This window comes from Pontibaca methylaminivorans (genome assembly GCF_900156525.1).
Taxonomy (GTDB): domain Bacteria; phylum Pseudomonadota; class Alphaproteobacteria; order Rhodobacterales; family Rhodobacteraceae; genus Pontibaca; species Pontibaca methylaminivorans.
In genome coordinates this window covers 885,628-900,455 of record NZ_FTPS01000001.1, presented here as the reverse complement: position 1 = coordinate 900,455, position 14,828 = coordinate 885,628, and the positions used below count along the sequence as shown (strand labels likewise).

Sequence of the window (14,828 nt, the reverse complement as noted above, 5' to 3'; positions counted from 1 at the left end):
GACCGCATGCGTCATGACGGGGCCCGCCCGCAACCGGACAGCGAAACGCTGCGGGATTACATCGTTTCCGTGCTCGAGGCCGAAAAGGCCGAGAATGTCGTCGGGATCGACCTGCGCGGGCGCAGCGCGATCGGCGATTACATGTTGATCGCCTCCGGCCGGTCGAGCCGGCAGGTAAGCGCCATCGCCGACAAGCTGACCGAACGGCTCAAGCAGGACCACGGGCGTCTTTCGCGGGTCGAGGGCCGGGATGCGGGCGACTGGGTGCTGATCGACACCGGCGACGTGATCGTGCATGTCTTCCGCCCCGAGGTGCGCGAGTTCTATCAGCTGGAAAAGATGTGGATGCCGGCGGAAAGCGCCGGGACCGATACCTGAGCCCGGCCGGTGCGGGTCACGATCTGCGCGGTCGGCAGGCTGCGGGCCGGGCCGGAAAAGGCCCTTGTTGACGATTATCTGGCCCGTTTTGAACGCACCGGCCGTCTGCTCGGGCTTGGCCCGGCGCGGGTGGTCGAGGTCGACGAGCGCAAGGGCGGCGGCATGGCGGGCGAGGCCGCGCTGCTGCGGCGGGCGATTCCCGACGGCGCGCTGATTATGGTGCTGGACGAACGCGGCCGGACGCTTGACTCCCCGGCACTTGCCGGGCGGCTCGCGGACTGGCGCGATCAGGGGCGGGGGGAGCTTGCGCTGCTGATCGGCGGCGCCGACGGGCTCGACCCGGCGCTGCGCGACGGCGCGGATTTCTCCCTTTCGCTCGGGGCGATGGTCTGGCCGCACATGCTGGTGCGGGTCATGCTGTCCGAACAGCTTTACCGCGCCGCGACGATCCTGGCGGGGACACCCTATCACCGCAACTGATCCGGGAGCGGGATTTCCGGCTCGCGGCCGTGAGGCGCTTCGGCGGATGCGGCGGATCTTGAAACCATCCGCTTCCTTCCCATTTCAGCCTTGCCGGGCCGCCGATGACGACATGGGGCCCGGTTCGGAGCCGCCCGTCCGCATGGCGGAGGGCAAAACACTCGTAAATCGCTCAGATGAGGATGACGAACATGCGAAGCTTTGATCTTTCCCCGCTGCACCGGGCCACCGTCGGATTCGACCAGATTGCCGAGATGCTGGACCGGGTGATGGCGAATGACGGCCATCAGTCGGGTTATCCGCCCTATAATATCGAAAAGACCGCCGACGATGCCTATCGCATCTCGATCGCCGTCGCGGGCTTTGCCGAATCGGACCTGTCGGTCGAGGTGAAGGAAAACAGCCTCGTCGTGTCGGCCCGCAAGGCCGAGGAAGAGGACGGGCGCAGCTATCTTCACCGCGGCATCGCGACCCGCGCCTTCGAGCGCCGGTTCCAGCTTGCCGATCACATCCGGGTCATGGGCGCCAGCCACCTGGACGGCATGCTGCATATCGACCTGAAACGCGAAGTGCCCGAGGCGTTGAAGCCGCGCCGTATCGAGATCACGAGCGGCGAGCGCCCGGCGCTCGCGGGGTCGGTGAACTGAGCCCTGTTTCGCGCCTGAAGAGGTGACGGCTCCGCCCCGGGGCGCCGCCGCCGCCGCCGCAGGCCGGCCCGGCAAGGATTTGCCGGGCCTTTCTTGTGGTCTTCCTTGTGGGGGCGCTGCCCCCACACCCCCGGGATATTTCCCGCCAGAAGAAGACCTCTGGCCGGGGAATGGCCATGAATGCTTTTCAGCGCCGGCCGGCACGGCTATGAAGGCGCGGGCAAGGAGAGCATGCGATGAACAGGATAATGCCCCGCTCCGGGATCATGGATATTGCGCCCTACCAGGGCGGCGCGGCCCGGGTGGCCGGGGTCGAGGATGCGGTCAAGCTTTCGTCGAACGAGAACCCGTTCGGGCCGAGCCCGCGCGCCATCGAGGCGATGCGGGACCTGGCGCCGCAGAGCCATCGCTATCCCTCGAGCGACCATGCGCCGCTGCGCGCGGCGCTGGGCGCGGCCCATGGGCTCGAACCCGGGCGGATCATCTGCGGCGCGGGAAGCGACGAGATCATTTCGCTGCTCTGCCGCGCCTATGCCGGGCCGGGCGACGAGGTCCTGTTCACCGAGCACGGGTTTTCCATGTATCGCATATCGGCCCAGGCGGTCGGGGCGCGCCCGGTCGAGGTGACCGAGCGCGAGCGGGTGACCGACGTCGATGCGCTGCTGGCCGGGTGCACGCCGCGCACGCGCCTTGTGTTCATCGCCAATCCGAACAACCCGACCGGCACGATGATCGGCGAGGAGGAGGTGGCGCGGCTGGCGGAGGGGATTCCGGCGCAGGCGCTCCTGGTTCTGGACGGGGCCTATGCGGAATATGTCGAAGGGTTCGACGGCGGGGCCTCGCTCGTGTCCGGGCGCGGGAACGTGGTCATGACGCGCAGCTTTTCCAAGCTTTACGGGCTTGGCGGGCTGCGGATCGGCTGGGCCTATGCGCCGGAGGCCGTCATCGACGTGCTGAACCGGCTGCGGGGTCCGTTCAACGTCTCGTCAGTCGCGCTTGCGGCGGCGCAGGCGGCGCTTGCGGATGTGGAGTATACGGAGCATTGCCGGGCGGAGAATGCGCGCTGGCGCGGCTGGCTGTCGGAGGCGCTGGCGGAGATCGGGGTGCCTTCGGATGAATCGCGCGCGAATTTCATCCTTGCGCGTTTCGGCAGCCGGGCCGAGGCCGAGGCCTGCGACCTGCATCTGCAGAGCCGGGGGCTGATCGTGCGCCGGGTGGCGGGCTACGGTCTGCCCGCGGCGCTGCGCATCACCATCGGGGACGAGAGCGCCTGCCGTCGGATTGCCGTCGCGATCCGGGAATTCAGGGAGACCGGTGGAGAGTGGAGCGCATGAGCGGCCCGATCTACGGGCGGGTGGCGCTGATCGGGCTCGGGCTGATCGCCTCGTCGATGTTCTGGGCCATGCGCCGGGCCGGGGTGGCGGGCGAGGTCACGGGCTACGCCCGCACGCGAGCCACGCGCGAGACCGCGCGCCGGATCGGGCTTTGCGATCACATCTGCGAGAGCGCGGCCGAGGCGGCCGAAGGGGCCGATCTCGTGGTGCTCTGCGTTCCGGTCGGGGCGATGGGACTGGTCGCGGCCGAGATCGCGCCGGTGCTGAAGGCGGGCGCCACGCTCACCGATGTCGGTTCGGTCAAGGGGGCGGTGATCGCGGCGGTCGCGCCGCATCTGCCCGGGGCGGTGCATTTCGTTCCCGCCCATCCGCTTGCCGGGACCGAGCATTCGGGCCCCGAAAGCGGCTTTGCCGAGCTGTTCGACAATCGCTGGTGCCTGATCGTGCCGACCCAAGACACGGACCCCGAGCCGGTTGCGCGTCTGCGCGCCTTCTGGGAGGCGCTCGGGGCGAATGTGGACTGCATGAGCGCCGAGCATCATGACCTTGTGCTCGCGGTGACGAGCCATGCGCCCCATCTCATCGCCTATACGATGGTCGGGGTCGCGGATGATCTGCGTCGGGTAACCGACAGCGAGGTAATCAAGTATTCGGCGGCCGGATTCCGCGATTTCACCCGCATCGCCGCAAGCGATCCGACCATGTGGCGTGACGTGTTCCTGGCCAACAAGGATGCGACGCTCGAGATTCTCGGGCGTTTCACCGAAGAGCTTTTTGCGCTGCAGCGGGCGATCCGCACCGGCGACGGCGACCACCTGCATGCCTATTTCACCCGCACCCGGGCGATCCGCCGCGGAATCATCGAGGCCGGGCAGGATACGGATTCGCCCGATTTCGGGCGCGGCGCCGCCCGCAGGTGACGGTCAGCGCCGCCGGCGCCGCCGGCGATGCGCGCCCTCGCCCGCTTCTTCGTCCTGCTGGTTGAAGGATACGTCGGGCAGGGTCACGATTTTCGCCAGTTCGGGGAAGGCTTCGACCGCGTTCGGGATGGCCGAGGCATTGACGAAATGCTCCTGAAAGCGGGGCTCGACGGCGGTTTCCACCTTGTGGATCTCGTGCACGGTGCGTTCGATTTCGGCCCGGGCGTCGCGGTTCAGCAGGGCGATGCGGGCGCCGGTCCCGGCGGCGTTCCCGGCCGAAGTCACCTTGTCGAGCGGGGCATCCGGGATCATGCCGAGGATCATGGCGTGTTTCGGGCTGATATGGGCGCCGAAGGCCCCGGCCAGCACGATCCGGTCCACGCGGTCCACGCCGAAACGGTCCATGAGCAGCCGCGCCCCGGAAAACAGCGCCGCCTTGGCCATCTGGATTGCGCGGATGTCGCGGTTGGTGACGGTGATGCGGGGGCCGCCCTGGGCGCTGTCGTCCCAGACCAGGTAGGAATGGGTGCGCCCGTCGAGAAAGCAGCGGCTGCTGCCGGTCTGTTCGGCCGATCCGATCAGGCCCGAGGCATCGACGATCCCGGCCGCGCGCATCTCGGCGATGATCTCGATGATGCCGGAGCCGCAGATCCCGGTGATGCCGCTTGCGCGGGTCGCGGCGGCAAAGCCCGGATCGTCCGACCAGAGATCGCAGCCGATCACCTTGAAGCGGGGCTCCTTGGTGGCCGGGTCGATCTCGACCCGTTCGATCGCGCCCGGCGCGGCGCGCTGGCCCGACGAGATCTGCGCCCCCTCGAAAGCCGGGCCGGTCGGGGAGGAACAGGCCAGCACGCGGGTGCGGTTGCCAAGCTGGATCTCGGCATTGGTGCCGACATCGACCAGGAGCACCAGGTCCTCGGACTTGTCCGGCGCCTCGGACAGGGTGACCGCCGCCGCATCCGCGCCCACATGTCCGGCGATGCAGGGCAGGACATAGACCCGTGCCGCCGGTGGCAGCACCGTCAGGTCAAGGTCGCGCGCCATGAGATTCATCGCGCCGGCGGAGGCAAGAGCGAAGGGCGCCTGGCCGAGCTCGACCGGGTCGATGCCGAGGAACAGATGGTGGATCACCGGGTTGCAGACGAAGACGGCATCGAGAATGTGATCGGTCTCGGCGCCGCCTTCCCTTGCGACCTCTGTGAACAGGGCGTTCAGCCCCTCGCGCAGGGCAGCGGTCATCTCGCCTGCGCCGCCCTTGTTCAGCATGCCGTAGCTGACCCGGCTCATCAGATCCTCGCCGAAGCGAATCTGCGGGTTCATCATGCCCGAGGAGGCGACGACCTCTCCGCTTTGCAGGTCGCAGAGATGGGCGGCGATGGTGGTCGAGCCGATATCGACCGCGAGTCCGAAGATGCGGTCTTCGTGGAACCCGGGCCAGATCCGCATGATCCGGGGCGGGGCGGCCGCGTCGCCGAGATGCACCGCGCAGGTGACCTTCCACTCGCCCTTGCGCAGGATCGGCTGCATGTCGCTGAGCACCGGCAGGTCGATATGCACGCCGGGCAGATCCCACTGTTCCGCCAGCGCCGAGCGCAGACGTTCGAAATCGCCCGAGGGGTGCGCCATGTCGGGTTCGGCCACCTCGACATAATAAAGCCGCACCGCCGGGTTCATGACGATATCGCGGGCCTCGGCGCGTTTGCGCACGACCTGGCGGTGCACCTGGCTTTCGGGGGGCACATCGATCACCACATCGCCCATGACCTGCGCCTGGCAGCCGAGGCGGCGCCCGGGTTTCAGCCCGCGCTTGTCCTCGTAGCGCTGCTCCACCGCGTTCCACTCCGAGAGCGCGTCGTCATGCACGGTGATGCCGTGTTTGGGAAACTCTCCGTAGGCGGGGGTGATCTGGCAGCGCGAGCAGATGCCGCGCCCGCCGCAGACCGAATCGAGATCGACGCCGAGCTGGCGCGCCGCCGTCAGCACCGGCGTTCCGGGCGCGACATGCCCGCGCCGGCCGGAAGGGGTGAAGATGACGAGGGGATCCTTGCCCATGATGCCCGCCTTGTGACCGTTTTCGCACGTCCAGTCTAGGCGCCTGCGGGGCGGCGCGCCGGACGGTAAGCGACGGGTCTGTCGCCGCCGGCGTCATTGCGGCGCCCGCGCCCCTTTTTCGGGCGGCTGCTTTGCCTGGGCGGGCGGGGGCCTCCGGCGGGGATATTTCCGGCCAGAAGACGGCACGGGCGCGAAAATGCGGGAGGGGTGGTTGATGTGCGCTTTCATCGGCCTGATTTTGATGCGATAGGGTGGCTGCCGGACGGGCATGGGAATACGGGCGTGAGGACGGGTATGGAAATTCGCGAAGCACTGACCTTTGATGATGTTCTGCTGGTTCCGGCGGCTTCGTCGGTGCTCCCCTCCACGGCCGACACGAGCACCCGTGTGACCCGTGAGATCACCATGAACATTCCGCTCCTGTCGAGCGCGATGGATACGGTCACCGAATCGGACATGGCCATCGCCATGGCGCAGGCCGGCGGCATCGGCGTCATTCACCGCAACCTTGATGTCGAGGAGCAGGCCGAGGAAGTGCGCAAGGTCAAGCGCTTCGAGAGCGGCATCGTCTACAATCCCGTGACATTGCGCCCGGACCAGACCCTTGCGGATGCCAAGGCCCTGGCGGTGCGCTACCAGGTGACGGGCTTTCCGGTGGTCGACGATGCGGGGCGCGTGGTCGGCATCGTCACCAATCGCGACATGCGGTTTGCGAGCGCCGATTCGACCCCGGTGCGGACGATGATGACCTCGGACGACCTGGCGATCCTGCACGAGCCCGCGGACCGGGACGAGGCGCTGTCGCTCATGAAGGCGCGGCGGATCGAGAAGCTGCTGATCACTGATGACGGGGGGCGGCTGACCGGGCTGCTGACGCTGAAGGACATGGAGCAGGCGGTGCTCAACCCGACCGCCTGCAAGGACCGGCTCGGGCGGCTGCGGGCGGCCGCGGCGAGCACTGTCGGCGATGCCGGGTTCGAGCGCGCCGAGGCCCTGATCGACGCCGGGGTCGACCTGCTGGTGATCGACACGGCGCATGGGCATTCGGAGAGTGTCGCGGCGGCGGTCGAACGGGTCAAGAAACTGTCGAACGAGGTGCAGGTCGTCGCCGGCAATGTCGCGACCGCCGAGGCGACGCGCGCCCTGATCGGGGCCGGGGCGGATGCGATCAAGGTCGGGATCGGGCCGGGCAGCATCTGCACGACGCGGGTGGTCGCGGGCGTCGGCGTGCCGCAGCTTTCGGCGATCATGGATTCTGCGCAGGCCGCGGGCGATGTGCCGGTAATCGCCGATGGCGGCATCAAGTTTTCGGGCGATTTCGCCAAGGCGATCGCGGCCGGGGCGTCCTGCGCCATGGTCGGCAGCATGATCGCCGGCACCGACGAGAGCCCGGGCGAGGTGATCCTTTATCAGGGCCGCAGCTTCAAGCATTATCGCGGCATGGGCAGCCTTGGCGCCATGGCGCGCGGCAGCGCCGACCGCTATTTCCAGAAGGACGCGGCGAGCGACAAGCTCGTGCCCGAGGGGATCGAGGGTCAGGTGCCCTATGCCGGCAGCGTGACCGCGATCCTGCACCAGTTGGTCGGGGGCTTGCGCGCGGCCATGGGATACACGGGCTGCGCCACGGTCGAAGAGATGCGCCGCAACTGCCGTTTCGTGCGCATCACCGGCGCCGGGCTGCGTGAAAGCCATGTGCATGACGTCCAGATCACGCGCGAAAGCCCCAATTACCGGCGCGGCTGAGGGCGTTCAATAACCGGTCATTTCCAGGTAGCCGCGGCCCCCGTGGCTGCCGGTGACGTTGACCGGCCCCTCCCAGTAGGGAAACGACGTTCCCATCCAGGCGTCGGGATTGAGTGCGCTTACGGTCACGTCGAGGTTCCGCGCGGGCAGTTCGACCCGCCAGCGCACCGGCACCTTGCGCCCGGCCACCTCCGCCGTCGCGAGCGGTGTGAGGCGCAGGGAGTTGTCGTCAAGCGTGCTTGCCGTCCCGTCCGCCGCGATCCATGTGGCGGCGGTAAAGCCCGCGCCCCGGTCCCGCAGCCGGAAGCCCATCATGCGCGCCCCCGACTCGAAGGAAAGCGAGAACCAGTCCCAGCCGCTCTGATCCTCGGCGAGCGGCTGGCTGGACCATTCGCGGTCGAGCCAGCCCTGCCCGGTAACCGCCACGACCCGTTCGTCGGGCAGGGTGATCGTGCCGGTGACCTCGTAGGAGGGTTGCGAATAGTAGTGGCTGGCCTGTCCGGCGGGGGATTTCACCGAATAGCCCCCCTCGCCATGGAGGACGAGCGGGAGCGTGGCCGAAAGCTGCAGGTCATAGGCGAAATCGGGACCGCTTGCGCGCAGGTCAAGGGTCGAGATGCCCTTGCCGGCCTCGCCCTTCATGTCCCAGTTGTCGATGAAGGCATGGAAGGGGGCCGCCGTCACCCCGGCCTCGCCGATGCCGCCGCGGGCGAGGCGCTCGTCGAAATGGTGGGTTTCGGGTGTGGTCAGCGCCGCATGCGCCATCCAGAGCTGCGGCGTCGCCCAGCCGTTGTCACCCGGATCCGGCGCAAGGGCCGAGCGGAACAGGGTCCATTGCACACCGTATTGCCGCCCGTCCTCGCCGTCGAGCGTCGCGGTCAGATACCACCACTCGATGCGGAATTCGGGGTGGGCGCCGTGGTCCGTCGGAAAGGTCAGCATGTGACCCCGCTGCGGAATGGCGAAGCCCTCGGCCGTGGTGCCGAGCCCGGCGAAACCCTGACCCTGGGCCGCGCCTGCAAGCAGGCAGAGCAGCAGCGAAAGAAACCTAGCGTTCATTGACAAAGACCTTGACCAGATCGGCGGGCGGGAAACGGTGCAACCGGCGTGCGGGCAGGACCGCGGCCAGGGCACCGGCAAGGACGGCGAGCACGCCAAGCAGCAGCCATTGCCCGGGGAACAGATACATCGGCAGGCGCCAGCCGAAGGCACGCGTGTTGATCACCGCAAGCAGCACCCAGGCAAGCATGAGCCCGAGCGGCAGCGCGATCAGCGCCACCATGCCCGACAATGCGGCCGAGCGCAGGATTTCAAGCGCCGCAAGGCGCCGCCGCGTCACCCCGAGCGCCCAGACCGGGGCCAGATGGGGCAGGCGCATCCGCCAGAGTGTGAGCAGGCTCGTGAGGATCGCAAATGCGGCGACGCCGAGCGTCAGCACATTGAGCGCCCCGGTGATCACGAAGGTCTTTTCAAAGATGCCGAGCGAGCGCGCCTTGACCCCGCTCTGGTCGATCACCGCGCCCGCGGGGAGATCGAAACTGTCATGAATCTCGCGGATCACCTCGGCGACACGTTCGGGCGCGACCCTTACGCTCAGCGCGCGGCGGGGCACGTCGTCGAAGCGGCTGCGCAAGGTGTCGAGCCCGACCACGACCTGCCCTTCGGGATTGCCGTAATCGGCATAGACGCCGGCGACCCTTGGCGACCAGTCCGGCCCGATCGGGATGCGCGCGCCCGGCCAGAGATTTTCGCGCCGCGCAAGCTGTTCGTTGATCATGACGCCCGCGCCCGATTCGAGCCGCTCCCAGAGTTCCGGCATCGCGGCGATGAGGGGCCAGTTGTCGCGATAGGTGTCATCGACCCGCATGCCGAACACCTCGCCCTTGCGGCCCGCGACCGTGGTTTCGATCCCCGGAATGGGCAGCACGCGGTCGGTATGGTCGGCCAGCCAGCGCTCGATGGCCGCGCCCTGTTCATCGTTGCGGGCGGTGACGTAAAGCTCGGCCGTCAGGCGCTGGTCCAGCCAGTCGACGAAGGTGAGGCGAAAGCTCGACACCATGGTGCCAACGCCGATGTTGGTCGCAAGCGCCAGCAGCAGCGCCATGAGCGCAAGCGACAGCCCCGGAAGCTGGGCGCGCATGTCGGCCCAGAACCACTGTGCAAGGGGACCGCGCGCGCGCCGCAGCGCAAGCGCGAGCGCCGCGTCGAGCAGCACCGGGAGCATCAGCGCCGCGCCGAGCATCATCCCTGCCATGAGCGCAAATCCGGCGATGAGGCCGGGGAAAAGCCGGAACATTCCGAGCCCCGCGAGCAGCAGCGCGGCACCGGCACCGGCCAGCAGCCGGGCATGCCGCGCCGAAAGCCCGGCCCAGGCCCGGATCTGGCCGCCCGCCAGCAGCGGCATGGAGCGAAGCTGCCAGACCCCCTGTGCCCCGGCCACGCCCGCCCCGAGCGCGGCGATGGCAAGGCCGCTTATCGCCCAGAGCGGGCGCAGCGTCAGGCTCCCGCTCACGGATGCGCCGTAAAGCCCGCGCAAGGTGGCGGCCACATCGGGCAGAAGGGCTGCCGCGACGACATAGCCAAGCACAAGGCCGAGCCCGCCGGCGACGAGCGCGATCAGCCCCAGTTCGGCCAGCAGCAGCACCATCAGCCGCGACACCGGCAGGCCGAGCGCGCGCAGGGTGCGGAACATGGCGCGGCGCTGTTCGAAGGCCAGCCCGACGGTGCCGTGGACGATGAACAGCCCGACCACGAACGCCAGCAGCCCGAACGCGGTGAGGTTGAGGTGAAAGCTGTCGGTCAGCTGCCCCATGTCGGTCTGCTGTCTGGGCGGTGAAAGGGTGAGGTCCGGTGCAAGATCCGCCAGCGGCACAAGCCCCATGGGCTGGTCGGGCAGCACGAGAATCCGGTCGATTTCGCCTATGCGGTCAAGCCGGCGCTCGGCCACCGCGATGTCGGTCATGACGATGCCGGCGGGCAGGTCATCGCTGCGGACGAGCGGCGGCAGTTGCGGCGCGCCGGCAAGTCGTGCGGCGGTTTCGGGTGCCGCGAACAGGACGCCCGGGCCGGCAAAGACCTGCTCGGGCGTGATATCGGGCGTGCCGGGCTCGGCCTCGGGCGGGACCGGGTAGGACAGGAAATCGACCCCGACCAGCGTGACGCGCTCCGCTCCGAGCCGCACCCGGCCTTCGAGCACCGGGGCGAGCTTCCATCCCGCGCGGCGCAGGGCAACATAGGTATCGCGCGAAATCGGGTCGCGGGCAGAGGTCAGCGCCGGGTAGTCGGCGCGGCCGAGCTGCGCATCGGCTGCCGCATAGCTCGCGCGGGCCTCGGCATTGATCGCCTGCACCGCCGACCAGAGCCCGGTCGCGAGCGCGAGCCCGACAAGCAGCGTCAGAAGCTGAACCGGCTGGCGGCGCCAGTGCGACAATAGCGCCATGAAACCCGCAGCATTCATGCAATCGTGCCGTTCGAGAGATGCGCCCGCCGCCTGACCCGGCCCGCGATACGTTCGGAATGGGTGACGAGAAACAGCGCCGCGCCGCTTTGCTCCACCAGATCGAGCATGAGCGAAAGCACCATGTCGCTCGTGGCCTCGTCGAGGTTGCCCGTCGGTTCATCCGCAAGCAGGAGCCGGGGGCGCATGGCCAGCGCGCGCCCGATCGCCACCCGCTGCTGCTGTCCACCCGAAAGCTGCTCGGGCCAGCGCGTTTCCAGCCCATCGAGCCCGAGCCGCCCGGTCAGTTCCCGGACCCAGGCCGCATCGAGCCGCCCGGCGAGCCGTGCGTGAAAGGCGAGGTTCTGTGCCACGGTCAGCGACGGCACAAGGTTGAACTGCTGGAATACCAGCGCCACCACATCGCGCCGAAGCGCCGCGCGCGCGGATTCGCCCAGCCCGGACAGGGCCTGACCGGCAAGCCGGATCTCGCCCGCGTCAAAGTCGTCAAGCGCCCCGATCAGGTGCAGAAGCGTGCTTTTGCCGCTGCCGCTTTCGCCGGTCAGCGCAAGCGTCTCGCCCGCGTCGAGCGACAGGGACACATCCCGCAGCACCGGGCGGGCGCCGTCGCTGCCGGGATAGCGCTTGGTGAGGGACTGGATCTCAAGCAGCATCGGGGCCGGCCTCGCGATCAACCTGTGTCAGGCCCTGTTACCTCGTTGCGCGGTGGGACGAAAGCGCAGGCTCCGGGGTGGCGGCGGGCGCGGGATCTGATAGGCTGTATCGGCACGAGAGGGAGAGAGCGATTGCAACAGCGATTGAACATGGCGCTTGCGGCGAGTCCGGCGGCACTCGCATTCGCACTTGCGCTTGCGCTCACAGTGACGGTGCCCGGATCCCTGCGGGCCGATCCGGTCAGGGACGTCTGCCACACGCAGGCCGCGCGCAAGAGCGGCTATCGCGGGGCGCCCCCGGTCATGGGAACGGTCGGCAATGTCACTTTCCGCCTGAGCGGCTCGGCCGCATTCGGCGTCAGCCACGGGCTGAACGGATCATCGACCCATGGCCATTGGGGCGGCGGCCCGCGCGGCGGTGACGAGCAGCGCCGTTTCGACCGCTATCGGGCGTATTACGAGCGCTGCATGGGGAATGCGCAAACGGGACGTTCAGAGCAGCGGTGACAGCAGCCGCGCGAGCGGCGCGCCAAAGCGGATATAGGCCGGCTGCTCGCGCAGGCTCATCACCATCTCGTAGCTGTCCGCAAGATCGCGCTCCAGCATCTCCGCCACCTCGCCCGCGAAGTCGCGGTCGAAGAACAGCGCCATGGTCTCGAAGTTCAGCAGGAAGGAGCGGTTGTCGAAATTCATCGTTCCGACCGCGGCAAGCTCGTCATCGACCAGGAACACCTTCTGGTGCATGAATCCCTGCGTGTAGCGATAGAACCGCACGCCGACCTCGCGCAACTCGTCGAAATAGGCGAAGGCGGCGAGCCAGGGGATGATGTGGTCAAAGGCGTCGGTGACGATGATGCGCACATCCACGCCGCGCAGCGCCGCATGGGACAGCGCGGTGACGATGTCGATTCCCGGAACGTGATAGGGCGTGGCGATCCAGATCCGCTCGCGCGCGGCGGCGATGGCCGAGAAATAAAGCAGGTTGCCGGTCTCGCTCAGGTCGCCCGGCCCGGTGGCCACGATCAGCCCGTTCGCATCGCGGCCCGCCGGCGGGGTGGTCCAGTTGAGCGCGTTGATCAACGGCTTGCCGGTGGCCCAGTGCCAGTCCTCCGCAAAGATCAGCTGCAATTGCGGCACCACGGGGCCGGACAGCTCGACGAAGGTATCGCGCCAGTAGCCGAAGGAGGGCGAGCGGCCCATGTATTCGTCGCCCACGTTCACCCCGCCGGTAAAGCCCCTGTGCCCGTCGACGATGACCGTCTTGCGGTGATTGCGGAAATTCAGCTGAAATCGGAAGCGGGGGCCGCGCGCGGTGCGGCGGTCGATCACCTCGATCCCTTCCTTGCGCATCAGGTCGCAGTAATGCTCGGGCAGGCCGATGCTGCCCACCGCGTCGATCAGCAGGCGCACATGCACGCCGCGCCGCGCGGCGGCACAGAGCCGGCGCTGGAACTCGCGCCCGAGCCCGTCGTTGCGCAGGATGTAGAACTGGGCAAGAATGTAGTACTGCGCCGTATCCACCGCCTCGAAGATGGCCTCGAAACTCTCCGGTCCGTCGATCAGCAGGCGCATGTCGTTGCCGCGCATGACCTTGAGGTGCGCGCAATATTCGAAGGGGGCGAAATTGATGCTGCTGCTGTCGCCGACCGGCGCGTGAAGGATGGCCTCGCTGCGGATCCGCGCGATGACCTGCTTTGCCTCGCGCCGCGCGGTGCGGTAGCCGTGAAACCGGTGGTCGCCGAAATAAAGGTAAAGCGGCACGGCGACGAAGGGCAGGGCGAGCAGGAACACGACCCAGGCGACCGAGCCCTGCGGCGTGCGCGCCGTCGCCGCCGCCCGCCAGGCAAAGAACACGGCCGCCGCATAGAGCGAGGTTGCAAAAAGACTGCTCAGGAAAACCCACATGGTGTCTTGTCCTCGTGGTCGGGCAGAACTGGCCGGGGAGTCTAGGTTCGCGGCGGCACGGATGAAACCGTGGGTTTCCGGTCCTCGCCCGGATGATCCGGGGCGGTTTCCGGCCGGGCCGCGTCGTCCGGCGCGCGCGTGCTCTGCCCGCTCATCAGCGTGCCTTCCTTCGACATGAGGATGGCGATCGGCCGCGCGGCGGGGATGTTCGAGAACACGATCAGCAGGCAGACCGTCAGCGGCACGCTGAGAAACGCGCCGATGATTCCCCAGATGCCGGCCCAGAAGGTCAGGGCGAGAATGACCATGAGGGTCGAGAGGTTGAGGCTGCGCCCGATCAGCGCCGGATCAAGGAAATTGCCGATGGAGAACTGCACGATCCCGGTGCCGAGCAGAACCACGAGGAACGGGCCGAGCGTGTCGAACTGAACGAGCGCCGCCAGCGCCGGCAGGAGCACCGCGATGATCGAGCCGATCGCGGGGATGAAATTCAGCGCAAAGGTCAGCACCGCCCAGGTCTCGGCGAACTCGAGGTTGAGCGCGCGGTAGACGCCGTAGCAGACGATCGCGGTCAGCAGGCTGATGAAGGTCTTGACCCCCACATAGCGTTGCAGGCTGAGTGAGATGTCGGACATGATCCGGCGCAACTCGCGGCTGAGCTCGGGATCGGTCGCGGCCAGTTCGATCTTGCGGGCGATGACGCCGCGCTCCGCCAGCATGAAGATCACATAGAGGCTGATCAGCAGGAAGGTGCTGAGGAACGAGCGCGCGCCGCCGAAGGCGCTGTAGGCGATCAGTGACACGTCGAGCGACGCGAGCTGATCGCGGATCACGTCCGGAATCTGGCTGCCGACCAGTTCCGCGACCCGGGTCAGGATCTGTTCGAGCCGGTCCCCGTATCCGGGCAGCTTCAACAGGAACCGCGTCGCCTGGTCGGCCAGCACATACATCACCGCGAACATGCCGGCCATGACGACCACGATGCCGAGCGCAAGCGTGAGCCACCCCGGCAGGTAGGGGCCGACCAGCGGCAGCGCGCTGAACCGGTTGCTGACGGCGATGATCAGAACATAGAGGAAAAACGCCAGCGCCAGCGGGATCAGGAAACCGGCCCCGAAATACAGCAGGCTCACCGCCAGCACACCGACCATCAGACCGTCGCGGATGGCCCGGACCATGGTCGCGGGGCCCGGCTCTTCGTGCTTGGGGCTCATGGGCCGGCCCCCTTGTGTGGGCCGGGCTCGGAGCCGGGTGTCGGC

At 68.1% G+C, this 14,828-nt stretch carries 13 protein-coding genes; 7 read left to right on the top strand and 6 right to left on the bottom strand.

What is annotated here, in order from left to right; translation table 11 throughout:
• The first annotated feature begins 6 nt into the window (after positions 1-6).
• The 5 genes from rsfS (at position 7) to B0B01_RS04360 (ending at position 3,759) form a co-directional block, all read left to right on the top strand.
• The gene (gene rsfS, locus B0B01_RS04380; RefSeq protein ID WP_076650046.1) at positions 7-378 is read left to right on the top strand and encodes a ribosome silencing factor; all 372 of its coding nucleotides are present in this window, start codon (positions 7-9) and stop codon (positions 376-378) included.
• A 9-nt stretch (positions 379-387) separates the two neighbouring features.
• Positions 388-858 carry a 23S rRNA (pseudouridine(1915)-N(3))-methyltransferase RlmH gene (gene rlmH / locus B0B01_RS04375; protein WP_076647930.1) on the top strand — a complete coding sequence of 157 codons (471 nt, stop codon included), beginning with the start codon at positions 388-390 and terminating at the stop codon, positions 856-858.
• Positions 859-1,049: 191 nt separating this feature from the next.
• The gene (locus B0B01_RS04370; RefSeq protein WP_076647926.1) at positions 1,050-1,505 is read left to right on the top strand and encodes an Hsp20 family protein; all 456 of its coding nucleotides are present in this window, start codon (positions 1,050-1,052) and stop codon (positions 1,503-1,505) included.
• A 236-nt stretch (positions 1,506-1,741) separates the two neighbouring features.
• On the top strand, positions 1,742-2,839 hold the full coding sequence (gene hisC, locus B0B01_RS04365; RefSeq protein ID WP_076647923.1) for a histidinol-phosphate transaminase: 1,098 nt from the start codon (positions 1,742-1,744) through the stop codon (positions 2,837-2,839).
• Positions 2,836-3,759 carry a prephenate/arogenate dehydrogenase family protein gene (locus B0B01_RS04360; protein ID WP_076647919.1) on the top strand — a complete coding sequence of 308 codons (924 nt, stop codon included), beginning with the start codon at positions 2,836-2,838 and terminating at the stop codon, positions 3,757-3,759. Before hisC ends, B0B01_RS04360 begins: the two co-directional genes overlap by 4 nt.
• 3 nt (positions 3,760-3,762) lie before the next feature.
• Here B0B01_RS04360 and B0B01_RS04355 read toward each other — a convergent pair whose 3' ends face one another.
• Positions 3,763-5,811, bottom strand: coding sequence for an ASKHA domain-containing protein (locus B0B01_RS04355; protein ID WP_076647915.1), 2,049 nt, complete (start codon positions 5,809-5,811; stop codon positions 3,763-3,765).
• A 294-nt stretch (positions 5,812-6,105) separates the two neighbouring features.
• Here B0B01_RS04355 and guaB point away from each other — a divergent pair, with 294 nt between their 5' ends.
• Positions 6,106-7,554: an IMP dehydrogenase gene (gene guaB, locus B0B01_RS04350; protein WP_076647912.1), complete on the top strand. Its 1,449-nt coding sequence runs from the start codon at positions 6,106-6,108 to the stop codon at positions 7,552-7,554.
• Between the two features lie 6 nt (positions 7,555-7,560).
• On the opposite strand, the gene B0B01_RS04345 is transcribed toward guaB, so the two are convergent.
• From B0B01_RS04345 to B0B01_RS04335, 3 genes are read right to left on the bottom strand one after another with little or no spacing between them, the layout of a single operon-like run.
• Entirely contained in the window at positions 7,561-8,613 is a 1,053-nt protein-coding gene (locus tag B0B01_RS04345; protein WP_076647909.1) for a lipocalin-like domain-containing protein, read from the bottom strand.
• Complete coding sequence (locus B0B01_RS04340) at positions 8,603-11,011, bottom strand: ABC transporter permease (RefSeq protein ID WP_076647906.1); 2,409 nt, start codon at positions 11,009-11,011, stop codon at positions 8,603-8,605. The genes B0B01_RS04345 and B0B01_RS04340 overlap by 11 nt, the downstream gene beginning before the upstream one ends.
• Positions 11,008-11,664 (bottom strand): ABC transporter ATP-binding protein, encoded by a 657-nt coding sequence (locus tag B0B01_RS04335; RefSeq protein WP_076647903.1) that lies wholly within the window; start codon positions 11,662-11,664, stop codon positions 11,008-11,010. The genes B0B01_RS04340 and B0B01_RS04335 overlap by 4 nt, the downstream gene beginning before the upstream one ends.
• A gap of 132 nt (positions 11,665-11,796) precedes the next feature.
• Between B0B01_RS04335 and B0B01_RS04330 the strand changes: the two genes are divergently transcribed.
• Positions 11,797-12,171 (top strand): hypothetical protein, encoded by a 375-nt coding sequence (locus B0B01_RS04330; protein WP_143733009.1) that lies wholly within the window; start codon positions 11,797-11,799, stop codon positions 12,169-12,171.
• On the opposite strand, the gene cls is transcribed toward B0B01_RS04330, so the two are convergent.
• Positions 12,157-13,569 (bottom strand): cardiolipin synthase, encoded by a 1,413-nt coding sequence (gene cls, locus B0B01_RS04325; RefSeq protein ID WP_076647897.1) that lies wholly within the window; start codon positions 13,567-13,569, stop codon positions 12,157-12,159. The genes B0B01_RS04330 and cls overlap by 15 nt on opposite strands.
• 41 nt (positions 13,570-13,610) lie before the next feature.
• Entirely contained in the window at positions 13,611-14,783 is a 1,173-nt protein-coding gene (locus tag B0B01_RS04320; RefSeq protein WP_083946036.1) for an AI-2E family transporter, read from the bottom strand.
• Between the last annotated feature and the right edge of the window lie 45 nt (positions 14,784-14,828).

Excerpts from the sequence above, each read along its gene's own strand:
- B0B01_RS04370 (WP_076647926.1), top strand. The coding sequence starts at position 1,050 with ATGCGAAGCTTTGATCTTTCCCCGCTGCACCGGGCCACCGTCGGATTC.
- hisC (WP_076647923.1), top strand. The coding sequence starts at position 1,742 with ATGAACAGGATAATGCCCCGCTCCGGGATCATGGATATTGCGCCCTAC.
- cls (WP_076647897.1), bottom strand. The coding sequence starts at position 13,569 with ATGTGGGTTTTCCTGAGCAGTCTTTTTGCAACCTCGCTCTATGCGGCG.
- rsfS (WP_076650046.1), top strand. The coding sequence starts at position 7 with ATGCGTCATGACGGGGCCCGCCCGCAACCGGACAGCGAAACGCTGCGG.
- B0B01_RS04345 (WP_076647909.1), bottom strand. The coding sequence starts at position 8,613 with ATGAACGCTAGGTTTCTTTCGCTGCTGCTCTGCCTGCTTGCAGGCGCG.
- B0B01_RS04320 (WP_083946036.1), bottom strand. The coding sequence starts at position 14,783 with ATGAGCCCCAAGCACGAAGAGCCGGGCCCCGCGACCATGGTCCGGGCC.
- guaB (WP_076647912.1), top strand. The coding sequence starts at position 6,106 with ATGGAAATTCGCGAAGCACTGACCTTTGATGATGTTCTGCTGGTTCCG.
- B0B01_RS04335 (WP_076647903.1), bottom strand. The coding sequence starts at position 11,664 with ATGCTGCTTGAGATCCAGTCCCTCACCAAGCGCTATCCCGGCAGCGAC.
- B0B01_RS04360 (WP_076647919.1), top strand. The coding sequence starts at position 2,836 with ATGAGCGGCCCGATCTACGGGCGGGTGGCGCTGATCGGGCTCGGGCTG.
- B0B01_RS04355 (WP_076647915.1), bottom strand. The coding sequence starts at position 5,811 with ATGGGCAAGGATCCCCTCGTCATCTTCACCCCTTCCGGCCGGCGCGGG.
- B0B01_RS04340 (WP_076647906.1), bottom strand. The coding sequence starts at position 11,011 with ATGAATGCTGCGGGTTTCATGGCGCTATTGTCGCACTGGCGCCGCCAG.